Source organism: Mycobacterium sp. NGS18 (assembly GCF_059813185.1).
Genome location: NZ_JCALEC010000009.1, coordinates 122,542 through 146,242 on the forward strand (window position 1 = coordinate 122,542; position 23,701 = coordinate 146,242).

Here is a 23,701-nt window from a genome sequence, read left to right on the forward strand (position 1 = left end):
CGCGGACGCGAGACCTCAACGGGGAAGTCGGGATGTTTGGTGCTCCGCGTGCTGCCTTAGGAGTCGTCGCGCTGGCGGTCGTCCTGAGCGGAATGCCGCCGGTGACGCCGCCGTCGTCGGCGCTCGCGCACGTCGGCGTTGCGCTGACGGCCACCGATTCACTCGCGGGGTCGAACGTCGCGCTGATCATGGGGCCCAGCATGATCCCGACGCCGAGCCAGCAGTACGCCGACACCGTGGATGCGCTGTTTCTGCAGCCGCGCGGCTTCGCCGGCGAACTCGAGGTGCTGACCACGCCCGCGTCGCCCTACAACCTGGACAGCTCGCTGGCCGAGGGCGCAAAGATCTTGGTCGAGCGGGTACAGAGCCTCCTCGACGGCGGGCAGGCTGACGCCGACCATCCGGTGACGGTCTTCGGCTACTCGCAAAGCGCCGCGCTGACGACGCTGGCGATGCAACAGCTCGACGAGGCCGGGGTGCCGAGTTCGGCCGTGCACTTCGTGTTGATCGGTGACTCGGCGTACCCCAACGGCGGGATGCTGGTGGGCTTCGCCAATATGCCGGGCATCTTCGACTCGCTGGAGCAAGGCGGGGTCACGTTAGGTCACCCGACGCCGAATGACTTGTACCCCACCGACATCTACACCCTGGAGTACGACGGCTACGCTGACTTCCCGCGCTACCCGATGAATCTGCTGTCCAGCATGAACGCCCTCATGGGCCTGGCCACCCAGCACATCGCCTACCTGGGCCTGACCCCCGAGCAGCTCGCGGAGGCGACGCTGCTGGAGTCCAGTCCGGACAGCCTGATCAACTCCTACATGATCACCAGTGAGTACCTGCCGCTGCTGTGGCCGCTGCTGTTCGTGCCGGTGGTCGGACAGCCGCTGTATGACCTGATGGAACCGACCACGCGGATCCTGGTGAATCTGGGCTACGGCAACATCGATCACGGCTGGAATGACGGCCCGCCCGATGTGCCGACGCCGGTGTCGGTGGACGGGCCGGATATGGACTGGGCCGAGGTCTCCGACGCGCTCGCCAGGGCCGCGCAGACCGGCTGGGATGCGTTCGTCGCCGACGTGATGGACCCGGCGACCTACGACATCTTCGCGATCCCGGCCCTGGTCGACAATCCCGCGCTGGCGGCCCTGTTGGACGCGGGATTCGCTGCGGGCGTCGCGGGTGCGGACGACCCGTCTGTGTCGGACCTGCTCGCCGGGTTGACGAACATGATGTGGTCCTCGCTGGTGGGTGGCCTGTTCGCGGTTCCGTCCTAGGGTATTGCGCCCGGTGTGCCGACGCATATCGCCGCGTGCGCCGAAGCGCGGGGTCTCGGGCGGGTAAGTGTTGCGTAACGCTTCAGCAACACCAGTCACTTTCGTCCCAAAACAGTTATCGTTTCCTCCAGGCGATCCCATGCAGGGCCGACCGCCGAGGCACCCAAAACGCCGGGCCGGAACGTGATTCCCGGCTGCGCGGATCGCCTCCCGGGGCCTCCGGTGGTGTGATGAGGGGGACGGCGTGCGTCTTAGCGGCGAGGTGCGATGAGCCTGCTTTTGTCGGCGGCGCGGCCGCCGGCGCCGGCAGGTAGAACGCAGCGCAGCACCGCCGATGAACGTAACCGCGTGCTGCGCAAGGCAATTATCGCCTCCGCGGTCGGCAACGCCACCGAGTGGTATGACTACGGCGTCTACGCCGTCGTCGCGACCTACCTCACTGGGGCGTTCTTTCCGGGCACGCTGGGCAACGTCGGCACCATGCTCGGTTTCGCGGTGTCGTTCGTGCTGCGGCCGTTGGGCGGCATGATCTGGGGGCCGATCGGGGACCGGTTCGGGCGCAAGTCGGTGCTGGTCGCCACCATCGCGCTGATCGCGGTCGCGACCACTCTGATGGGTGTGTTGCCCACCTACGCCACGGCCGGCTGGTGGGCGCCGGGCCTGCTGATCGCGCTGAGGGTGGTGCAGGGCTTCTCCACCGGCGGCGAATACGGCGGTGCCGCAACATTTATGGCCGAAAGCGCACCCGACGCCAAACGCGGAACCTACGGCAGCTTCCTGGAGTTCGGCGCCGTGGCCGGGTTCGTGCTCGGCAGCGCCGTCGTGCTCGCACTGGAGGCGATGCTCACCCACGAGCAGATGGCGGCCTGGGGGTGGCGGATCCCATTCCTGTTGGCCCTGCCGCTGGGCGTGGTGGGCCTGGCGTTGCGCAGCCGCATGGAAGAGACGCCGGTGTTCACCGAATGCGTTGCCTGCGAGGAGATCACCGGTTCGGCATGGGACCGCCTGGTGGACTTGCTCACCAACTACACCCGGCCGATCGCGGTGACGTTCGCGTTGATCGTGGTGCTCAACATCATCGACTACACCCTGGTGACCTACCAGCCGACCTATCTACACGCCACGGCCGGACTCGGCGAGCGCAGCCGGACGACGGTGGTGCTGATCGGGGAGCTGGCGATGATGGCCTGCATCCCGTTCGCCGGCGCCTGGTCGGACCGTGTCGGCCGCAAGCCGTTGTGGCGGATCTCGCTGCTGGGATTCGCCGCGCTAGCGCTGCCGATGTACTGGCTGATGGGCCACGGCTTCGTGTGGGCGCTAGTGGGTTTCACGGTGCTCAGCGTGCTGTTCGCGGCGCCGTTGGCAACGGTGTCGGCGACGTTCCCGGCGCTGTTCCCCACCCAGGTGCGCTACGCCGGATTCGCGATCGCCGACAATGCGGCGGTGGCGGTGTTCGGCGGCACCGCGCCCGTGGTGGCCGACACCGTCATCGAGCGCACCGGATGGCAGTTGTTCCCGGCCGCCTACCTGGTGGCCGCCGCGCTGGTCGGCCTGGTGGCACTGCGGTTCTTGCCGGAGACCGTCGGTTACTCGCTGCGCGGTACCGGAATTCCCGGTGTGCAGGGCGAGCTCGAGCGCGAGCTGGCGGCGCTGACCGCCGGTCCGCCGGCCGAGGCGCGCCGCAATGCGGCGTTCGAGGCGGAGTGGGCGGTCGACAAATACCTGCGGCCGCAGCAGCGCACGCCCGCAGGCTATCGCGGCGTCCCACAACTCGCCGGTGTGAGCGGCCCCCGGATCAGGGTCTGACGCTCGGTACATCGATTCCGCAGCCGGGCGACCGTGGCAGAGGCGTCAGATGGTCTGGCTTTCAGGTGCAGCAGTTAGGGTCCAGTGCGGTGCACAGTGCCTGCAGGGCCTCCGGGCGGACCCGGTGGAACACATTCATCCCGCGCCGCTCCGACACCACCAGGCCGGCCTTGCGCAGCTGGGTCAGGTGATGGCTGACCGTGGACTCGCTCAGATCCAGCACCGCAGCCAGGTCACCGGAAATCTCCTCACCGGCGGTCGAGCTGAACAGATGCGACACGATCTTGACCCGCGCCGGATCAGCTAACGCCTTGAGCCGCAACGCAACCTCCAGCGCGTCGGCATCGCTCATCGGCCCCGAGGCCACCGGGGCGCAACACACCGGGGCGGACATGTCGATCACCGGCAACGCTTTGGGCATGCCGCCATTCTGCCACACTATGTTGACATATGTCGAAAAGGTGGCATGCTGGGTCGCATCGGTTAGTTCGATATATGTCTCACAAGTCGGAGGTGTTTGCCATGTCCCGGGTCCAGCTCGCCCTCAACGTCGATGACCTCGATGCCGCGATTGCGTTCTACTCCACGCTGTTCAATGTCGAGCCGGCCAAGGTCAAGCCCGGCTACGCAAACTTCGCGATCGCCGACCCGCCGCTGAAGCTGGTGCTACTGGAAAACCCAGGCCAGGGTGGCACGCTCAACCACCTCGGTGTGGAGGTGGCCTCCAGCGAGGTGGTGCACGCCGAGATCGCCCGGTTGAGTGAGGCGGGCATGTTCACCGAGGAGGAGATCGGCACCACCTGTTGCTTCGCCACCCAGGACAAGGTCTGGGTCACCGGCCCTGGTAACGAGCGCTGGGAGGTGTACACCAAACTCGCCGACACCGAGACCTTCGGCGCGAGCCCGCAACACCCCGATAATGACGTCGACGGTCAGCAGGTGTGCTGCAGCAGCACCGCTGCCGCACCCGACGAGTCCGCGGCCGCCCCGGCCTCGTGCTGCTGACCCCACGACCGAACCCCACAGGCGGTGATGGATGACTGACAGCGCAACCGCGATCCACCCGGCGGCGGCACGGCTTTCCACCCTGGACCGACTGCTGCCGCTCTGGATCGGACTGGCCATGGCCGCCGGCCTGACCTTGGGGCGCGTCATCCCCGGCCTGGGCAACGCGCTCAGCGCCGTGCAACTCGACGCGATCTCCCTGCCGATCGCGGCCGGACTGCTGATCATGATGTATCCGGTGCTGGCCAAGGTCCGCTACGACCGCCTCGACACCGTCACCTCCGATCGACGACTGCTGGTCAGTTCCCTGGTGCTCAACTGGGTGCTGGGCCCGGCGGTGATGTTCGCGCTGGCCTGGCTGCTGCTGGCCGATCTGCCCGAATACCGCACCGGCCTGATCGTGGTCGGGTTGGCGCGCTGCATCGCCATGGTCATCATCTGGAACGATCTGGCTTGCGGGGACCGCGAAGCCGCCGCCGTGCTGGTCGCATTGAACTCGATCTTCCAAGTCGTCATGTTCGCCGCACTCGGCTGGTTCTACCTGGCGGTATTGCCCGGTTGGCTCGGGTTGCCGCAAGCCGGCATTGAGGTGTCCCCGTGGCAGATCGCGAAATCTGTGGTGATCTTCCTGGGCATCCCGCTGGCGGCCGGATACCTATCTCGGCGTATCGGCGAACGCACGAAAGGCCGCGACTGGTATGAGACCCGGTTCCTGCCGCGCATCGGGCCGTGGGCGCTCTATGGGCTGCTGTTCACCATCGTGATCCTCTTTGCGTTGCAAGGCGATCAGATCACCCACCAGCCCCTCGACGTGGTCCGGATCGCCGTGCCGCTGCTGGCCTACTTCGCGATCATGTGGGGCGGCGGCTACCTCCTCGGCGCCGCACTGGGTTTGGGGTACGCACGGACCACCACCCTGGCGTTCACCGCAGCCGGCAACAACTTCGAACTGGCCATCGCCGTGGCGATCGCCACCTGGGGCGCCACCAGCGGCCAAGCCCTCGCCGGGGTGGTCGGCCCCCTGATCGAAGTGCCCGTCCTCGTCGGCCTGGTCTACGCCTCCCTGGCGCTGCGGTCCAGCTTCACCCAATCCGAAACCGCGGCCGCGTGATGCCCACGGAACCCAGTGTGCTGTTCGTTTGCGTGCACAACGCCGGCCGCTCCCAAATGGCCGCCGCCCTCTTGACCCACCTGGCCGGTGGCCGCATCGAAGTCCGTTCGGCCGGGACCGAACCCGCCGACCAGGTCAACCCCGCCGCTAACTCCTGCCGCCCGAGGCTTCACGACCAGCACTGAGGTTGCGCACCACTGGTACCTCAGCCCCGGATCAGGGTCTGATCACCCGCATGCCATAGAGGTAGGTGGTCAGGTATTCCTCGATCACCGGGGCCCGGACCTCCTTGGCCTCGGGGATCGTGATGAGCAAGGCGTACAGCCCGACCAGAAACGAGATGCCGTTGTGCATGACGTCGACCTCGGCGGGGATCTCGCCGCGGTCGCGGGCCCGCTCCAGTTCCTCGATGACTGCCACGATCACCGGGTGCGTGGGCCACACCTCCGACGGCGGCCGGGTCGGTGAGAAGTGCAGCACCAGAAGCTCTTTGAACAAGTGACCGCCCAGGCGACGTTCTAGCTTCTCCAGCACCTGCACGATCTGCGCCAAAGTGGCCCGCACATCATGCTCGTGGGCGAAAAAGCGCGCCAGCTCGGCGGCCATCCGTTCTTCCTCGCGGCGCTCCAGCTCCAGCAGGACGTGTTCTTTGGTGGGGAAGTGGAAGAAGAACGTGCCGTGGGCCACGCCCGCCGCCGCGACGACAGCACCGATGTCGGCGGCGGCCATGCCGGCGCGTTTGAACTCGGCGAGGGCCGCCCCCAGCAGCCGTTCGCGGGTCTGCAGACCTTTGCGGCTGCGACTGTCGGGCTTGGGATTGGGCACGGCGGGCTTTCTCCGGGTTCGGCGCACTGGTCGGGTCGAGTCTAAACCATCGCAAAACTGACTGTAATCAAAAAAATGCTTGGCATCGGTGATCGGGGCCGCTACGGTACTGGTGGCGTAATCACCGCCACAGCAAGGCGCTCAGTTCGGCGTTCGTGGCAGAACGGCGATCACCAGCGATCGCCTGCTTGTTGACTCGAGTCATCTCGGAGGGATTCGGTGCAGATTCTCCAGGAAGTTCAAGACCTGCCCAGTGCGGGCAGTGTCAAAGCCCAGTGGGTCAGTTTGTGGACCGGGCCGGCGGTCGGTGCTGTGCTGGTGATCGCGCTGCTGGCGTTCCCCGGTTTCTGGCCCCCGATGTCGCCCACCCTGACCGCCGAACAAGTCGCTCGCTACTACGCCGAGCACACCGACTGGATCCGGTTCAGTCAGATCACCTTCAACCTGTGCGGGATCATGCTGCTGCCGTTCTTCATGGTGATCGTGGTCCAGATGAAACGCATGAAGACCCAGAGTCACATCTTCGCCTACTGCTACCTGACAGCGATCGTCAGCGGTACCACCATCTTCGCGCTGTCGAACGTCTTCTTCCTGGTCGCGGCGTTTCGCCCGGACCGCAACCCGGAACTGACCCTGTTGCTCAACGACCTGGCCTGGATCGTGTTCATCGCACCCATCGGGATGGTGCTGGCACAGTTCCTGCTGCTGGCCGCCGCGGTTCATTTCGACGACGGACCCGACCCGGTCTTCCCGCGCTGGGTCGGGCCCTACTCGCTGGCCACCGGTGTGGCAATCACCCCGGCGGCAGGCGCGGCGGTCTGGCAGACCGGCCCGCTGGCCTGGGATGGGCTGCTGTCGTTCTGGTTGCGCAACGGGGCGTTCGCGGCGTTCGTCGTGGTGATGTTCTTCGTGCTGCGTCGTGCGGTGCTGCGCCAGGCGGTGGCCGAGGGAGTGGTGGCCGGGTGAACCTGCTGACCCCCGACCGGTACGTCACCACGACAGACGGCGTCCCGGCCGGCAAACCCGACGTGCGCTTTCTGACCTGGTTCTTCCCGGTCTGGTACACCGTCTTCGGCGTCATCATCTGCGTGCTGACGCGGGTGACGCCGCCGCCGCGGCCGGACGTCACCACCGCCGGGAAGGTCGCGTTCTTCGCCGAACATCACCTGACCATCCAGATCGGGTTCGTGCTGCTGCTGATCCTGCTGGGCGGTGCCCCGCTCACCAACGGCCTGGTCCTGTACCACATGAAACGGATGTCGGTGGGGTCGGTGCTCGCCTACGGCTACATCGGCGCCATGAGCGTCGGCGCCCTGCCGGGATTCCTTCTGGTGGGCGTCTGCTACCTGACCGCCACATTTCGGCCCGACCGTGATCCGGAGCTCATCGGCTGGCTCTACGACCTGGGCAACCTGTCCTACAACGGGTCGCTGGGTTGCTTCACCACCGCCTACGTGGTGCTGGCCATCGCCGTCCTGTACGACAAGAACAACGTTTTCCCGAAATGGTTTGGCTACGTGACCGTTTGGCAGGTCATCACCGAGGTGATCGCCACGCAGTTCTTCCTGTTCTACTCCGGGCCGCTCGCCTGGAACGGGGTGCTCAGCCTCTGGTGGGCGGTCGTGGTGTTCTCGGTGTGGCTGGGTGCGCTGATCTTCGTGCTGCGGGCGGCCACCATTCGCGAGCCGGTCGACTCGCCGGGCCTGGACTGAAGCACCGGAAGGAATCCCATGTTGCAACGTGACGCTCCGACCACAACGGAAACCCGGGTGCCGGGCGACGGCCACATCTGGGTGATGGTGTTGGGCGATCTGCTCATCTTCACCGGCTACTTCATCATCTTCATCGTCTACCGGACCATGAATCCGGCTGATTTCCTTGCGGCCCAACAACATCTCAACGTCAACATCGGTGTGATCAACACGGTGGTGCTGCTGACCAGTTCCTGGTTCGTGGCCCGCAGTGTGCTGGCCGCCAGGGCCGGAAACCACCGCTCGGCCGTGCGGTTCGTCTATGCCGGGGCAGGCGGCGGGGTGTTGTTCATGGTGCTCAAGAGCTACGAATGGGCCGCCAAGATCAGCGCCGGGCACACCAACTCCGACTTGTTCTTCTCGTTCTACTACGTGATCACCGGTGTGCATCTGGTGCACGTGGTGATCGGACTGATCGCGCTCGGCGTGGTCGTCCGGGAGCTGAACAACCCAGGGCGGCGCCGGCTCATGGTGGTCGAGTCGGCAGCGATCTACTGGCACATGGTCGATCTGTTGTGGGTCATCATCTTTGGCCTGCTCTACGTGATGAGGTGAGCATGACGGTCTTGGGCTACCGCCAACATTCAGAGGGCACCGAGCGGTCGTTGACCCGGGTCTGGCTCGTCCTGGTGGCGATCACCATCGGATCGTGGACCCTGGCGCCGGCGCACATCACCCATGTCGCGCAGGCCAGCGTGCCGGTCACCGCGCTGGTGCTGGCGCTGACATTCGTCAAGTCACGCATGATCATCGGCCACTTCATGGAAGTCCATACCGCGCCGCGCTGGCTCAGACGTGCCACCGACGGCTGGCTGGCCGCGTTGATCGGGGCGATCTTCGTGATCTACCTGTTCTGAGCCGCCAAGGGGCGAGGGTCAGGCCTTGATGCGGATCTCACCGGGTGACCACCAGCCGCTGCGGGTCGCGCTGCCCAGCTCCAGCTCGGCCGGCGAGGCCGGGGTCACCTCGTCGAACTTGCGCAGCGAGCCCCAGTCCCGGCCCCAGTCGTGGTTGAGATACGTGGCCATCACGTGCGCCCGCAGCAGCATGTCGGAGATCCCCAACAATCCGCCGTTGACCCCGTCCTGCCAGGTGTCGGTGTCCTGCTTCTTGGCGTTGTAGTCCGGGGTGATCCGGTACTTGGGCACCTCGGTGACACCGTTGGCGTGCAGCATCGGGTGCTGACACGGGAAGGCCAGGCCCACCGCCCAGTCCAGCAGCACCGGCTGCTCGGATCCGATGTACTCCTGGATGGTCTTGACCTCGGGCAGCCGCGGCGGGGTGAACGCGATCCAGTCCCGCGGGTTCAGCGACTTGTCCACGGCCACAATGCGAACCGCGACCGCGTCAGCGGGAATCTGCTCCCGCGGGTAGCGCAGATTCCGCCACATCCGCGGCCACTCGCCGAACAGGTCGTAGGGCACCAGCCGTCCGCCGGGAACGACGGTGCCCTCCGGTCCGGGCAGCCCGTATTCCAGCTGCACGTCCTGGCCGGTGGTGTAGCCCTTGAGCACGCTGTTGCCCGCGATGGTGCCCGCCGCCGTCACCGCCAGCAGCGGGTGGGCGTCGTCGGCCGGGGGCAGGGCGTACCAGGCGGAGGTCAGCTTCGACTCCTGCTGGCCCTCGGTGCTGTAGCTGCCGGCCAACGGAATCCGCGCCGGATCCAGCCCGTAAGGCAGCGGCACGGTGGAACCGTTAATGCCGGCAGCCTTCAGCTTCTTGGGTGCATCCCAGTCGTAGTCGGTGCCCGGCTGGGTGATCGACATCCGCAGCGCCTCGGCCACCACCTTCTCCGGCACCCCGCTGGCGGTGAAGCCGACGGGGTCGGAGCCGCCGAGGGGACCGAGCTCGCCGTACATGCCCGGCAGCGGTGTCAGCGCGCCGTCATTGGCATCCGGTTCGACCAGCACGTTGTCGGCCTGCCCGCAGCCGCCGACGAAGGCGCGCACGTTGGCCAGGCCGTTGGAGTAGCTGGGGTATTCGCGCACGATCCCGATCGCCATCGAGGCCACGAAAACGCACACCATGAAGCCGGCCGCCACCGGAACCGGGGCGGCGGTCAGCGCCCGCGCGAGCCGGCCCTCGCCGCGGTCCCGCGGTGCGAAGTGCAGCCACGCCGCCCACCCGGCGGCAACCGCGAACAACGCGAAGAAGATTGTGCTGACGGTGATCCCGCCGATCCGCGGCATGTCGGCGTTGAACGGCACGCCGTAGCTCGAGACGTACCACCAGCCGTTGGTGGTGGCGAAACACAGTGCCAGCACGAACAGCACCGCCGCCGCGAACGCCATCCGGTTACGCGACCAGCGCACCACGTGCCGGGACACCAGCACCGTGGTCAGCGCGGCCATCGCTCCGGCCACCGCGGCGAACAGTCCGAAGTGGTGCACCCACTTGGTGGGGGCAAACATCAGCGAGAACATCGTCGCCAGGATGACGCCCATCAGCCGCCACACCGGGCCGCTGGCCACTCCGGCGATCCGCTTGCGGCGCAACATGATGAACATCGCGGTGAACAGGCACAGCGCGCAGATCAGGAACCCGAACCGGCGCGACAGCGAGCCGTCGACGGTGGGCAGGATCAGGTAGTAGTAGCGCAGGTTCTCGGTGTACCAGGCCTGGCTGGGCCCGATCGCGGTGCGAATCCTGGTGGCTTCCAACACCGCCCGAATCGTCTGGTCGGCGAAGACCACGGTCAGGATCACCGCGCCGGCGGCCAGCAACGGCGCCACCAGCGCCCAGGTGCCGTGAATGCGATGACGACGCACCAGGATCCGCAGCAGCGGCCGGCCACCGGCCAACAGTGCGGCCACCGCGATCAGTCCGGTCGGCTGGATGCCCAGGGTGAACGCCGCGCAGATGATCGCCAGCGCAGCCGGGGTGAGCCGGCTGGAGATGATCGCGCGTTCCACCAGCACCCAGGTGATCAGCGCCCCGACCGCGATGATGCCCTCGGGCCGCAGGCCGTTGTTGAACGGCATCCATGCGGCCAGCAGCACCATCCCGGCCGCCCACAGCGCGGGCTTGCTGGCCGCCACCGCGGGGCCGAACCGCGGCAGCACCTCGCGGGACAGCAGCAGCCAGCACACCAGCCCGGCGACCAAGTCCGGCAGCCGGATCCAGATGCTGGCGTCGGAGACATGCGTCATCAGCGCCAGCAGGTTGTAGTACCAGCCGAACGGGTCTTCGGGGCTGCCGAACCAGCGGAAGTAGTTGCTCATGTAGCCGGCGTGGTCGGCCACCCGGGCCATGCCGAGGATGTAGCCGTCGTCAGAGGAGTTCGCGCCGATCACGTACCAGACCACGAACCCGAGCACCACGGCGACGTCGGCCATGCTGAAGAACCGCCAGCGGGAGGGAATCAGCCGGTGCATCCGCCGGCCGTCGAGCCGGTCCAGGCGCCACAACGCCAGCACCGCGATCACGGTGGCCAGAATCGCCGCGTAGATCGCGATGCGCTTGAGCACGGTGGGCTTGGTGGAGAACCGGGTGTCGATGTCGGCGGTCAGCGAAAGGCCCTGCGGCGCCGGGCCGGCCAGGTCGGTGAACACCCCGACGATCTGCGGGCGCAGGTTCGGGTCGGCCCAGCCGTAGCGCTGGGTGACCCCGCCGATGGTGGCAAACGTTCCGGCGTGCGAGGAGGTGACCTCGATGTCGGTGCAGCCGGGGCCTTCCACCTTGGCCCGCGGCGCGGTGGCCAGCACCACGTTGCGGTCGGTGACGTCGACGCGCTTCTCGGTGACGGTGATGAACAGCCCGTTGAGTGCGGCGTCCTTGCCCTTGGCCGGGGCGGTGGACAGCAGCGTCCCGCCCTCGGCCGGTAGTTCGCGCACCAGCGCGCACGGCGCCGTCACCGACATCGATACCGGGGTCTGCGAGATCAGCGGCGCGGTAACACTGTTCAGTTCGCCGTGCTGCGGCCAGTTCAGCGTCGCGGTGGTCTGCACCACCGGCAGCAGCGGGGTGGCCACCGACAGCAGGAAGCCGACCAGGCCGGCGATGATCGCTACCAGGCGCGTGGTGCGGATACTCATGGCAGTGCTCGAATCGGTCCGGGCCGGCTCCAGCCGGTAACGGTCAGGGTGCCCTGGTCGATCGCGGCGTCGGGCGCGATCTTGGCCGGGACCAGCCGGTGATAGGCCTCCACCGCACCCCAGTCGCGATACCAGTCGTCGCGCAGGTAGGTCGGCACGGTGGTCGTCCACAGCATCGCCTGGGTGATCATGAACGGCCCGCCGTCTTCGGCGGACTGCCACAGGTTCGACGACGCCGCGGTCTGCTTGTGATCCGGCATGATCCGGTACGCCGGCAGCTCGGCGATGCCCAGGTGTTCGGCGAACGGCCGCTGGCAGGGGAAGTTCGCCGCCACCGCGATGTCCATCAGCACCGGGGTCTGCGATCCCATCAGCTCGGTGATGGTCTGCACCACCGGCACCCGCGGCGGGGTGAACGCGATCCACTGTTCGGTGGACAGGTTCGGGTCATTGGCGACGATCCGCACGGTGTCGGTGCCCGGCGGCGCCCAGGCCAGCGGAAAACGCAGGTTGCGCCAAGAGTTCTGCGGGCCGATGTCGATCGGCTCCACCTCACCCAGGCCCTTCACGGTGCCGTCTGAGCCTTCGCCGGCGGTGGTGCCGAACTCCAGCTTGAGCGGCTGGCCGTAGTCGAGCTTGCCGTCCTCGCCGTGCGACCAGATGGCGCCCGCGGCGCTGACGACGACAATGGGCGCGCGGTCCTTCGCCGGCTCGGGCAGCCGGTACCAGACCGAGGTGGCGTGCGCGGCGACCTGCTCCTTGTAGGAGCCGAGCACCGGGGTGACGGCCGGGTCCAGGCCGAACGGCAGTGCCACCCGGGAACCGTTCACCCCGTCGGGGGCGCCGTCGGGCAGCTTGCCGCCGGCGGTGCCCGCGGCGTCGCTCTGGTTGGCGCTGGGTTTATTGGGTGAGGCGTCGGCGTTGGGCACGCCCGGCTTGGCGATCACCGCCAGCGAGGTGAGGTCGTCGTCGATGGCGTTGGGGTCGAAGCCGTACGGGTCGGCACCGCCGAGCGGCCCGAGCTCGCCGTATTTCTGGCCCGGGATCGGTTGCAGCAGGCCGGCGTTGGTGTCGGGTTCGGCCAGCACGTCGTCGGCCATGCCGCAGGAGGACAGGCCGGACATGAGAGCGTCGGCGTTGGCCCGGGCGGTGGTGTAGGCCGGGTAGCGGCCCGCGGCGGCCTTGGCCATCGACCCGACCATCAGCAGCACCATCAGGCTCGCGACCACCAGCAGCGGTGTTGAGGCCAGGATCCGGTTGCGCCGGTTCGGGGTGACCTCGGTGTGGCCGGCGTAGTCCAGCCGGAAGTGCTGCCAGCCGGCCAGCAGCCCGGTGGCGATCGAGGCCGCCAGGAACATCGACGTCACCGGACGGCTCGCGATCACCGGCGGGATATCGAACCACGGCACGCCGTAGCCGCCGACGTAGAACCAGCCGTTGACCCCCGAGGTCGACACGGCCACCAGGAACAGCAGCGCGGTGACGTACAGGGTCATGTTGCGTCGGCTGTGCAGGCCGACCCGGGCGAAGGTGAACGCGGTGAGCGCGGCCAGTGCCCCGGCCAGCCCGGCGAACCCGCCGAACTGCACCGCCCACTTGGTCGGGGTGAACGTCAGCAGTAACAGGCCCACCGCGGTCGAGCCGATCAGCCGCCAGGCCGGGCCGCTGGCCACCCCGGTGATCCGACCGCGCCGCAGCAGCACCACCAGCATGGCGAACATGCAGAACAGCAGCACCAGCACGGCGAACCGGCGGGTCAGCGAGGCGTCGACGTTCTCCTCGACGGTCAGGAAGTAGTAGCGCAGGAATTCCTGGTACCAGGCGATGGTGGGGCCGACGACGTACTTGATCCGGGCAGATTCGGCGACCGCGGCCAGGGTCTGCGACCGGCAGGCCACCACGGCGATGGTCGAGCCGGCCGCGGCCAGCACCGCCAGCGGGGCGAGGAGGCCGTCGGTAAGGCGCCGGGTTCGGATGACGGCTTCGATCTTGCGGGAGCCCGTCAGCAGCGGGGCCAGCGCGATCAGCCCGTGCGGGGCCAGCGTGACGGTGAAGACGGCCACCACGATCGCCCACGCCGTCGGCACCAGCCGGCGGGTGGCGATGGTGCGCTCCACCAGCACCCAGACCACCAGGGTGCCCAGCGCGATCAGCGGCTCCGGGCGCAGGCCGTTGTTGAACGGCAGCCAGGCCGCGGCGAACATCATCGCGGCGGTGAACACCGCGATCCGGTTGCCCGACAGCCGGCCCAGCCGGGGCAGGATCATCCGGCTGATGATCAGCCAGCACGCCATGCCGGCGGCGGTGGCCGGCAAGCGCATCCACACTCCGGCGGTGCTGACCGTGCTCAACTGGCCCAGCAGGGCGGGATACCAGTCGAACGGGGCCTCGCTGGCGCCGAAGAACCGGTAGTAGTTGGCGACGTATCCCGCGTGCGCGACATTGCGCGCCATCGTCAGGTTGTAGCCGTCATCGCTGGAAATCGCGCCGATGACGTGCCACAGCGCCAGGATGCCCAGCACGCCGACGTCGGCCAGCCAGGTGATCGGGTTGGCCTTGAGCCAGTGCCGCCAGCTACGCGGGGTGCGGTGGGTCTGGCGGCGATCCAGTAGCGCCAGGGCCGCAATCGATGCCAGCACCGCGATGATCCCGAGCGCCATCACCGCGGCCTTGAGCGTGGTGGGGTTGGTGATGAACCGGGTGTCGACGGTGATGTGCGCGCTCAAGCCGGGCTGCGGGCCGATCTTCAGTTCGGTGAAGATGCCGCCGATCTGCGGCTTGTTCTCCGGAGGCAGGCTGCCGGCCGCGCCCGGGATGCCGACGAACTCCGCGCCGACCTCACCGGCGTTGGCCCACAGGCGCAGTTGGCTGCAGTCGCCGAGCTTGTCCCGGGGGGCGGCCGCGGCCACTTGGTCGCGGTAGGCGGCGAACACGGCGGTCTTGTTGGCCCGCACGAACAGGCCGTGCGCGGTGGCGTCGACGCCGCCGGCCGGCACGGTCGAGAGCACCAGGCCGCCCTTTTCCGGCAGGGCGGACATCGCCTCGCAGGGGATGGTGATGTCCAGGCCCTTGGGGGCGCCGGAGACCAGGGGGGCGGTGACGTCGGTGATATGGCCGTCGGCGTTTGTGCCCTGCGGCCAGGCGATGGTGGCGGTGGTCTGCTTGACCGGGAGCAGCGGTGTGATGCCGCACAGCAATACGCCGGTGATTCCGGCGACCACCGCGATCAGCCGGGCGAGCCGATAATTGGGCCGGTCGTGGGGGGAGGACACGAGCCTCGATGCTATGCGACGGGATAGGCGACGCCGGGACCCCGTCCGGCCCGTCCCGGTGGGAACCCCTGCCGCTGCCTGTCGCGGCCGGTAGATATGTGGTTGTTGCCCGACTTTGAGCGACAACGTGCGTTATGTCAGACCGGAATGACAGGGTCCGGCCATGACGAACGCGATAACACTGCGCGGTATCGAACTGCGCTACGTATTGACCCACTACCTGCTCCACCACGGCCGGTGCAGCATCACCGAACTGGCGGCCGAACTGGACTCCCGCGGCTTCACTGTCGGCGGCCGGCCGTCGAAGGCAATCTCCGATGCGCTGCGCTGGGAGCGGGAACACGGCCGGGTTTTCCGGGCCGGCCGAGGCTGCTACCGGCCAGCATCAATGCCACGCAGCACCGAGTACCGGATCCATAAGCGGGTGATGGCGCTACGTGCCCGAGCGGCGGGCGAGGATCCCCCAAGTCGACCTGACATAAGGCACGTTGTCGCTCAGAGGCGGGCAACTATCCATATGGTCCGGAGCCGCGGCGGTGGGAAAACCGGCGCCGGGAAATCAGTGCCGCAGCGGCGCGGGGCTCCACAGCCCGGACCGGACCGCGGTGCCCAGGTCCAGGTCAGCCGGCGTCGCCGCGGGGTAATACGGCGTCAACTGCTGCAGGGCACCCCAGTCGCGGAACCAGTCGTCGGCCAGATAGCTGGGCACCGTGGTCGCGCGCACCAGCAGTTCAGTGATGCCCAGCGGGCCGCCGCCGTTGTTGTCCATCACCGGCGAGTTCGCCTCGGCGCCGAACCGGTCCGGCAGGATTCGCCACTTGGGCACCTCGGTCACCCCGTTCTGGTGGCCGAACGGGCGCTGGCACGGGAACGCCAACCCGACCAGCCAGTCCAGCAGCACCGGATCCGACGACCCGACCACCTCCTGCAGGCTGCTCAGCTGCGGGACGCGCGGTGGCGTCACCGCGATCCAGTGCTGCGGCGCCAGATCGTTGTCGCGCACCACCAACCGGACCTGGGTCGCCTGGGCCGGGATCGCCGACATCGGCGCGCGCAGGTTGCGCCATGCCGGCACCGCCCCGATGTCACCGAAGTCGATGCTGCCACCCGGCTTGTCGGCCGCGGCGCCGGCGTCGGTGGCCCACTGAGCGGTGACCTCGCCGCGGTCGAAGCGGCCCGCGGCCGCCACCACCAAAAGCGGCCCGGCGCTGGCCCGATCGGCGGGCAGCCGGTACCACGCCGAGCGCAGTTGTGCGGGCACCTGAACACCGGGGCGCCAACTGCCCAGCACCGGCACCCGGGCCGGGTCGAGCTTGTAGGGCAGCCGGGCCCGCGAGCCGTTGATGCCCTCGCGGGCCGTGGTGCCGCCTTCGGTGCCGGCCTCGCCACCGGACTCGCTGCCGGACTCACCGCCGGTCTGGGCATCGTCGTCGGCCAGCCTGCCCAATCCGGGCGGCCCGATCACCTGGTCGGCGGAGACGTCCGTGGGAATCCCGTTGGGGGTGAAGCCCGTCGAGAACGTCGCACCCAGCGCCTCGGCGACCGGCACCCCGACCGGCGTGAGCATCCCGGCGTTGGGGTCCTGCTCGACCAGCACGTCGTCGGCCAACCCGCAGGTCTTGCCAGCCAGAGCGGCCAGGTTGGACCGGCCCACCGTCCACGCCGGGTACTGGCCGAGCATCGACACCGTCAGCGACACCACCTGGAAGACGATCAGCGCCCAGGAGGCGATCGCCAGCGGGTAGCCGGAGAGCGCCGCCCAGCGCGGCGGGCGGTCTTCGCCGTTGACGAAGTGGAACCACGCCGCCACCAGCAGCGCCAGCACCGTCAGCCCCACGCCCATGGTGGCGAACGCCAGGTGCCACTTGGGGAAGGCGTTCGACCACGGCACCCCGAAGTTGGAGACGTACCACCAGCCGTTGACGCTGGCGAACGACAGCGCGGTGATGAACAGCACCAGCGCGGTGAACAGCGTCCGGTTGCGCCGGGAGTGCATCGCCGCGGCGCCGACCGCGACGGCGGCCAGCGCGCCCAGGGATCCGGCCAGCCCTGCGAACACGCCGAAGTGATGTGTCCACTTGGTGGGGGTGAACATCATCGCGATGAACGAGATGATGGTGATTCCGATGATGCGCCGGCTCGGCCCGGCCGCGGTGCCGGGAATCCGGCCCTTGCGCAACGCCATTGCCACGCTCACCACCAGCGCGACACCGAGCGCCAGCACCGGGAACCGCCGCGCCACCGAACCGTCCGGGGTGGCCAGGAACAGCCGCTCGTAGCGGACATGCTCTTCGAACCAGGCCAGGCTGGGCCCGACCGCGGACTTGAGCGTGCTGGCCTCGATCTCGCCGGCCAGGGTCTGGTCCCGGAAGATCACGATCGCGGTGATGCTGACCGCGGCAGCGATCGGCGCCAGCAGCGGCAGCAGCCCGAACTGCGCGGAGCGCCGGTGCAAGATGGTGCGCAGCGGCCCGATCGCAACCAGCAGCGCCCCGATGGAGGCGATGCCCGTCGGCCCGGAGAACAACGTCATCGCGCCGATGATGCAGGCGATCGCCAGCGGCAACAGCCGGCTGGTGGCCACCGCCCGTTCCACCGAGCACCAGGTCGCCAGGATGCCCAGCGCGATGATGGGCTCGGGGCGCAGCCCGTTGTTCAGCGGCAGCCAGAACGCCAGGAACATCCCGGCCGCGGTCCAGGCCGCCGCGGTGCTGTGCTTGACGGCATGCCCCAGCCGGGGCAGCACTTCGCGGCTGATCAGCCACCAGCAGGCCAGCGCCATGCCCAGGGTAGGCAGTCGCATCCAGATGCTGGTCGTGGAGACGTGCGACCACAGCGCCAGCAGGTCGTAGTACCAGCCGAACGGCGCCTCCGGAGTGCCGAACCAGCGGTAGAAGTTGGCCATATAGCCGGCGTTCTCCGACACCCGCGCCATGGTCAGGATGTAGCCGTCGTCGCTGGTGTTGGCGCCCACGAAATGCCACCACACCAGCACCAGCGCCACCAATGCGTCCAGCGGCGACATCGACCACCAACGCGCGGGCAGGAACCGGCGATGCCGGTGGCCGTCGGCGGTGTCCAGGATGTGCAGGGCGATCAGCGCGATGACCGTCAGCGCCACCCCGAGGATCATCGCGGCCAGCTTGAGCGGCGTGGGGGCGCTGGAGAAGCGGGTGTCGACGGTGGCGGAGAAGGCCAGTCCGTCCGGGGCCGGCCCGTCGAGGTCGGTGTAGACGCCGACGATCTGCGGCCGGAAGTCATAGCCGCTGCGGGTGCCGGTCAGCGGCGAGCCGGGGTGCTCGGCGTTCGGCCCGTATTTGAGGCCGACGAATTCGGCGGTGACGCGGTCGGCGTGCGCGGTGAACGTCAGCTCCCGGCAGTCCGGGCCTAGCACCTGCGACAGCGGCGCCACCACCACCGGCACGTTGCGCACCACCAGGACCAGGTCGTCGTTGACGCGTTCGATGAGCAGCCCGCGGTCGACGGCCTTGGGCGCCTGCTTGGGCACGGTGGACAGCAGCACCGTCTTGGTCTTGGTGAGCCCGGCCGCGGCCTGGCACGGCACGACGATGTCCAAGTCGGTGGCCACGTAGCCGATCAGCGGGGCTTGCACGCTGGTCAGCGCGCCGTTTTGCGGCCAGTTCAGCTCGGCGGTGGTCTGCTTGACCGGCAACAGCGGGGTGAGGATCGCCAGCAAGGTGCCCAGTACGCCGGCGACGACGGCGACGGCCCGAGCGATCCGGAAGTCGGCGCGCGTATCGGTCACGGACCTAGATGCTATCGGGGCGCTCGGCGGCGGCGCTTGGCGTGTCTGCCGGGCAGACTTGCCCTGTGGAGACGCTCGAGTACGCCCCCGGCCGGCTGGCCGATGTGTTCGGTGCGGGTTCGCCGCGGACCGCCCTGCTGTGGCACGGCAAGCAGCCCGACGCCCGCACGGCGGTCCGGCCGCTGGCCGAGCGGGTGGCCGCGCACGGGCTGCAGGTGGTGGTGGCCGACTGGAATTCCCACCACGACGACGGCGGGCGCGCCGATCTGCTGGGGTCGGTGCGGTTCGCCCGCGACCGGGCTGCCGATCCCGACGGCCTGGTCCTGGTGGGCTGGTCGATGGGTGGCGCGGCGGCGGCCGGACTGGCGATCCAGGCCAGCCGGCACGACGTCGGCTTCTCCCATGTGGTGTGTCTGGCCGGGGCGTTCATGGTTGCCGACCCGATCAGCGGCCAGCAGCCGACCACCGGGTTGCCGGGCGTGCGGCGCTGCCCGATCACGTTGCTGCACGGCACCTTCGACGACGTCGTTCCGGTGACGGCCAGCCGCGAGTTCGCCGCCGCCCTGGCCCACCACCAATGGCCGGTGGAGCTGGCCGAGCTGCCTGCTGATCACGGGTCGATCGCCGGGGCCGTCTACGACGCCGCGACCGATAGCTATGCGGCCGCCACCGACCGCCACACGCTGGCGCTCGCCGCCGAGGTAGCCGAGCGGATCAGCGCCGCACCGCCAGCACGAACGGGCCGATCTTCTCCACGCTGAACGCCGGCCCGTCGAACAGTGCGGCGTCCAGGTCGACGGTGTAGCGGCGCACGTTGGGGTGGTTGGGGTAGACGTCTTTGGCCAGCCGCAGCGTGTAGGTGTCCCCGGAACCGGGGCGCATCAGAAACACGGTCGGCGCCGGCCACGGGAGGTCGTCGAGCGCGCGGGTGAACTGCTCGGCGGTCTCCAGTTTGGACCAGGCCTCGATGGCGGCGGCGCGCGCGGAGAACTGTGCCAGCGGGTTGGCGTAGTGCGAGGTCAGGCCCTGGAAACCCCAGTAGGGGTAGAAGGACAGGAAGCTGTAGTCGGCGGTGAGCACCACGGTCTCATCGCGGGGCTTGCCGGTGGTCTTGGTGATGGCCGCATCGACGGCGTCGTAGTACTTGGCCGCGCCGGGCGGGCGCCGGTCGCCGCGTTGGCCGTGGCCGTCGGTGTCGGTGTAGGCGACGGTGATGTCGGGCCGCAGCACCTCGGGGATGTCCTGGCTGAACGCGATCGCCCCGGCCAGCCCGACTGCCGTCGCCGCCGGATACACCACCCGGTGCCAGCCGGTCGCGGCCCCGCCCAATGCGCGGGCCGCCTCGACGAAGCCGAACACCCCGGCGGTGGCCAGCAGCACCGTCAGCGTCGGCTGCAGCCGGAAGCTCAGCAGTGTGGTGCGGGCCAGCGTCGACAACATAGACAGCATGGACCAGGCGTAGACGCCGACGACGCCGATCGCCAGCGCCGCGGCGCGGGTGGAGGTTCGGGCCCGCACCACCAGCCACCCCGTACCCAGCAGGCACAGCGCGCCGAGCAGGGTGAACTGCAGCATCGGGAAGCTCAGTTCGGCGCCGTCGCCGGGCAGATAGTGCCGGGCGCTGCCGGCGTCGCTGGTCGGGTTGCTCGCGGCGCGCAGCAGGTACGGCGTCCAGGTGATCGCGGCGATGGCCGCGGCGATCACGCCGGTCACCACCAGCCGGGCCAGGGGATTCACGCTGCGCCGGGCGGCCGTCAGCAGCAGGGCCATCAGCACCACGGTGAACGCGCTGTAGGCCACCAGCAGGGTGTAGAAGGTGGCCGCGAAGCCCAGGAAGATCCCGGCTCCGGCGACTGCGCCCCAGCCGCCGCCGCGTTCACCGGCCCCCAGGCCCGACCAGGCCAGGACCAGCACCGGCGGCAGCAGGACGGTGATCATCGCCGCGTAGGGCTCCGGGGAGCTGTAGGCCAGCGTCACTGCGGCACCGGCGAGGGTGACCAGCAGCGCGTACTCGAAGCGGATCATCTTGTTCCACAGCACCAGCGCGATGGCCACCGCGATGGCCATCGAGGTGATCGCCCACGGCTTGTACATCTCCCAGGCCGGGATGCCGGTCAGCGCCGCGGCTCGCCCGCCCAGCCAGAACCAGCCCGGCGGGTAGAACGACGGCAGGCCCAGATAGGTCATGTCTTGTAGCGCGGGGCTGTCGGCCATCCGGGTCAGGTATTCGGTGCGGAACTGCTGGTCCACCGAGATGCCGAACAGGTAGAGCTTGGTGGCGCCCAACGGCATCGCCAGCGTCACCACCGAGAACGCGCTGGTGAACACCACCGCGGCCAGCCAGCCCAGCGCTTGGCGGCCGCGCCGCCACAGCCACGCGGCGGCGCCCAGGGCGGCCAGGCAGCCGACCTGCCCGACGGTGGTCAGCGCATGCAGTTGGTTCGACGAGGGGTAGGCCGGCCACTGCACCCGGGCGATGGCCACCAGGGCTATGACCGCGACGACGACGGCGACGAGGCCCGCCAGAATCATCTGCCCGGCGGTCGTGAGCGCGGTTTTCCCGGCGCGAGCAGACATGAAAGCTCCCATTTCGCGCCCCGATTGGGGGCTTTCGCGTCTGCTCGGCATAAGAACTAGATGGGCAGCTTGCGGAAGATCGCCCGCGGGACGTGCCGCAGCACCATCATCACGTAGCGGAAAGCCCCGGGCGCCCAGACGATCTCCTTGCCCTTGGCGGCAGCGGTCACCGCCAGCTCGGCGACGTCCTCCTTGTCGACGGTCAGCGGCGCTTCCTTGACGTGCGCGGAGAACCGGGTGCGCACCTGGCCGGGCCGGATCACCAGCACCCGCACCCCGTCTTCGCGCAGCGCCTCGCCCAAGCCGAGGTAGAAGCCGTCGAGCCCGGCCTTGGTCGAGCCGTAGACGAAGTTGGTCCGGCGCACCCGCTCGCCGGCCACCGAGCTCATCGCGATGATCTGGCCGAACCCCTGGGCGCTCATCTTGTTGGCCAGCAGCACCCCGACCGACACCGCTGCGGTGTAGTTGATCCCGGCGACCTGCACGGCCTTGGCCTGGTTGTGCCAGAGCTCCTCGGCGTCGGCGTCCATGCCGAAGGCGACGATCGCCACATCTATATCGCCGTCGCTGAACGCGGAGTCGATCATCGCCGGGTGACTCGCGGTGTCGAGGGCGTCGAAGTCGATCACCCGCACCGACTTGGCGCCGGCGGCCTCCATCGCCGCCGCCGCGGCGTCGCGGCCGGGGTCGCCGGGCAGGCAGGCCAGCACCACGCTCGCCGAGGCGTTGCGCAGGTAGCGCGCGCAGATCGCCAGCCCGATCTCGGACGTGCCGCCCAGCACCAGGATCGACTGGGGATTACCGGTCGCGTCGAACACCATCTACACAAGCTCCAAACGTCGGGCCATGTCCGAGACGAAGATCCCGTCGGGATCGACCTTGCGCCGCACCGCAATCCATTCGTCGATGCGCGGGTACATGGCGTGGAACATCTCCGCGCATGTGCGGGAATCCTTGGCGGTGTAGAGCCGGCCGCCGAACTCCAGCACCCGGCGGTCGAGGCCGTTGAGGAATTCGTTGAGGCCGGCCTTGATCTGAAAGTCCACGCAGACGTTCCAGCCGGGGATCGGGAAGCTCAGCGGCGCTTGGTTGCCCGGGCCGAACAGCTTGAACACGTTGAGGAACGAGTAGTGCCCGCTGGCCTGGATGTCTCTCATGATGGCCTTGAACTCCTCGACCGCCTCGGTGGGCACCACGAACTGGTATTGCCCGAAGCCGGCCGAGCCGTAGGCCCGGTTCCACTCACCGACCATGTCCAGCGGGTGGTAGAACTGCGTCAGGTTCTGCGCCTTGCCGCGGTAGCTGCCGGACTTGCGGTACCACAGCTCGGTCATCGCACCGAAGATCAACTTGTTGCCCAACCCGTTGGGGAAGACGTCCGGGGCGGTGAAAAACTGCGGCGCATCGAATTTCAGCGGGTCGCGGGCCAGCTTGTCGGGCAGCTGGTCCAACCTGGCCAGCGAGCCCCGCGAGATGGCGGCCCGGCCCAGCTTGGGCGGCGCGCTGATCGCGTCGAACCACGCCGAGGAGTAGGTGTAGTCGGCTTCGCTGCCGTCGCTGTGGAAGGCGATGGTCTCGTCGAGCGAGGCGGTGACGTCGCCGTCGGCAATAAAGTACGCCGACTCGGTAGGGGTCATCGCGATCGTCGCGCGCAACACGATGCCGGTCAGGCCGTTGCCGCCGACGGTGGCCCAGAACAACTCTGATTCGGGGCCGTCCGGGGTCAGGTGGCGCACCGACCCATCGGCGGTCAGCAGCTCCATCGACGCCACGTGGTTGCCGAAGCTGCCGGCGCTGTGGTGGTTCTTGCCGTGGATGTCGCAGGCGATCGCCCCGCCGACGGTGACCTGCCGGGTCCCGGGCAGTACCGGCACCCACAGCCCCAGCGGCAACGCGGCCCGCATCAACTGGTCCAGGTTGACCCCGGCGTCGACGTCGACCAGTGCGGTGGCGGCGTCCATCGAATGGATCCGGTTCAGCGCGGTCATATCGACGACCAGGCCGCCGCCGTTCTGGGCGTTGTCGCCATAAGAGCGGCCCAGACCGCGGGCGATCACGCCTCGGGAGTCGGACGCGCGCGCCACAGCCTTGGCGATGACCTCGACATCCGGGGTCGACAGCACCTGCGCCACACTCGGCGCGGTGCGGCCCCAACCGGTCAGTTTCCGCGCGGTGGTCTGCAGCTCAGTGCTCAACATCGCACATGAGGGTACCGCCAACGCGCCGCTTCCCAGTTTCGCGTGACTAATCGGGTGACTACCGTTACGATCGCGC

The 23,701-nt window shown here is 68.6% G+C and carries 16 protein-coding genes and 2 pseudogenes; 10 read left to right on the plus strand and 8 right to left on the minus strand.

The features are described 5' to 3' along the window. Positions 1–32 precede the first annotated feature (32 nt). Positions 33–1,280, plus strand: a complete 1,248-nt coding sequence (locus AC5Y31_RS17135; protein WP_499981743.1) for a PE-PPE domain-containing protein — start codon at positions 33–35, stop codon at positions 1,278–1,280. Positions 1,281–1,547: 267 nt separating this feature from the next. After that, entirely contained in the window at positions 1,548–3,086 is a 1,539-nt protein-coding gene (locus tag AC5Y31_RS17140; protein ID WP_499981744.1) for an MFS transporter, read from the plus strand. Positions 3,087–3,147: 61 nt separating this feature from the next. Here AC5Y31_RS17140 and AC5Y31_RS17145 read toward each other — a convergent pair whose 3' ends face one another. Next, positions 3,148–3,507, minus strand: a complete 360-nt coding sequence (locus AC5Y31_RS17145) for an Rv2640c family ArsR-like transcriptional regulator (RefSeq protein WP_499981745.1) — start codon at positions 3,505–3,507, stop codon at positions 3,148–3,150. Positions 3,508–3,608: 101 nt separating this feature from the next. Here AC5Y31_RS17145 and AC5Y31_RS17150 point away from each other — a divergent pair, with 101 nt between their 5' ends. After that, positions 3,609–4,091 (plus strand): ArsI/CadI family heavy metal resistance metalloenzyme, encoded by a 483-nt coding sequence (locus tag AC5Y31_RS17150; protein WP_499981747.1) that lies wholly within the window; start codon positions 3,609–3,611, stop codon positions 4,089–4,091. Between the two features lie 31 nt (positions 4,092–4,122). Beyond that, positions 4,123–5,351, plus strand: a pseudogene (gene arsB / locus AC5Y31_RS17155) (ACR3 family arsenite efflux transporter); the annotation flags it as partial. 67 nt (positions 5,352–5,418) lie between these two features. Here the strand turns inward: arsB and AC5Y31_RS17160 are convergent. After that, entirely contained in the window at positions 5,419–6,027 is a 609-nt protein-coding gene (locus AC5Y31_RS17160; protein WP_499981748.1) for a TetR family transcriptional regulator, read from the minus strand. A 219-nt stretch (positions 6,028–6,246) separates the two neighbouring features. Here AC5Y31_RS17160 and AC5Y31_RS17165 point away from each other — a divergent pair, with 219 nt between their 5' ends. From AC5Y31_RS17165 to AC5Y31_RS17180, 4 genes are read left to right on the plus strand one after another with little or no spacing between them, the layout of a single operon-like run. Continuing rightward, positions 6,247–6,993: a hypothetical protein gene (locus tag AC5Y31_RS17165; protein WP_499981749.1), complete on the plus strand. Its 747-nt coding sequence runs from the start codon at positions 6,247–6,249 to the stop codon at positions 6,991–6,993. After that, positions 6,990–7,739, plus strand: coding sequence for a hypothetical protein (locus AC5Y31_RS17170; protein ID WP_499981750.1), 750 nt, complete (start codon positions 6,990–6,992; stop codon positions 7,737–7,739). Before AC5Y31_RS17165 ends, AC5Y31_RS17170 begins: the two co-directional genes overlap by 4 nt. Positions 7,740–7,757: 18 nt before the next feature. Next, positions 7,758–8,333 (plus strand): cytochrome c oxidase subunit 3 family protein, encoded by a 576-nt coding sequence (locus tag AC5Y31_RS17175; RefSeq protein ID WP_499981752.1) that lies wholly within the window; start codon positions 7,758–7,760, stop codon positions 8,331–8,333. A 2-nt stretch (positions 8,334–8,335) separates the two neighbouring features. After that, on the plus strand, positions 8,336–8,635 hold the full coding sequence (locus AC5Y31_RS17180) for a cytochrome C oxidase subunit IV family protein (RefSeq protein ID WP_301632726.1): 300 nt from the start codon (positions 8,336–8,338) through the stop codon (positions 8,633–8,635). A gap of 18 nt (positions 8,636–8,653) precedes the next feature. Here AC5Y31_RS17180 and AC5Y31_RS17185 read toward each other — a convergent pair whose 3' ends face one another. Together AC5Y31_RS17185 and AC5Y31_RS17190 are read right to left on the minus strand one after the other, a co-directional pair. Next, positions 8,654–11,812, minus strand: coding sequence for an arabinosyltransferase domain-containing protein (locus tag AC5Y31_RS17185; protein ID WP_301632728.1), 3,159 nt, complete (start codon positions 11,810–11,812; stop codon positions 8,654–8,656). Beyond that, positions 11,809–15,084, minus strand: a complete 3,276-nt coding sequence (locus tag AC5Y31_RS17190) for an arabinosyltransferase domain-containing protein (protein ID WP_499981754.1) — start codon at positions 15,082–15,084, stop codon at positions 11,809–11,811. Before AC5Y31_RS17190 ends, AC5Y31_RS17185 begins: the two co-directional genes overlap by 4 nt. 163 nt (positions 15,085–15,247) lie before the next feature. On the opposite strand from AC5Y31_RS17190, the pseudogene AC5Y31_RS17195 reads away from it, so the two are divergent. Next, positions 15,248–15,532: pseudogene (locus AC5Y31_RS17195) on the plus strand (hypothetical protein); the annotation flags it as partial. Positions 15,533–15,643: 111 nt separating this feature from the next. On the opposite strand, the gene AC5Y31_RS17200 reads toward AC5Y31_RS17195, so the two are convergent. Next, a complete protein-coding gene (locus AC5Y31_RS17200; RefSeq protein ID WP_499981794.1) occupies positions 15,644–18,865 on the minus strand; it encodes an arabinosyltransferase domain-containing protein in 3,222 nt (1,073 codons plus the stop codon). Positions 18,866–18,915: 50 nt separating this feature from the next. On the opposite strand from AC5Y31_RS17200, the gene AC5Y31_RS17205 reads away from it, so the two are divergent. Next, the gene (locus tag AC5Y31_RS17205) at positions 18,916–19,611 is read left to right on the plus strand and encodes an alpha/beta hydrolase family protein (RefSeq protein WP_499981756.1); all 696 of its coding nucleotides are present in this window, start codon (positions 18,916–18,918) and stop codon (positions 19,609–19,611) included. Here the strand turns inward: AC5Y31_RS17205 and AC5Y31_RS17210 are convergent. Genes AC5Y31_RS17210 through dprE1 form a run of 3 tightly spaced genes read right to left on the minus strand, consistent with a single transcriptional unit; the run spans position 19,565 to position 23,625 of the window. After that, the gene (locus tag AC5Y31_RS17210; protein WP_499981758.1) at positions 19,565–21,478 is read right to left on the minus strand and encodes a galactan 5-O-arabinofuranosyltransferase; all 1,914 of its coding nucleotides are present in this window, start codon (positions 21,476–21,478) and stop codon (positions 19,565–19,567) included. The genes AC5Y31_RS17205 and AC5Y31_RS17210 overlap by 47 nt on opposite strands. Before the next feature lie 5 nt (positions 21,479–21,483). After that, entirely contained in the window at positions 21,484–22,248 is a 765-nt protein-coding gene (gene dprE2, locus AC5Y31_RS17215; RefSeq protein WP_499981759.1) for a decaprenylphospho-beta-D-erythro-pentofuranosid-2-ulose 2-reductase, read from the minus strand. After that, a complete protein-coding gene (gene dprE1 / locus AC5Y31_RS17220) occupies positions 22,249–23,625 on the minus strand; it encodes a decaprenylphosphoryl-beta-D-ribose oxidase (protein ID WP_499981760.1) in 1,377 nt (458 codons plus the stop codon). Between the last annotated feature and the right edge of the window lie 76 nt (positions 23,626–23,701).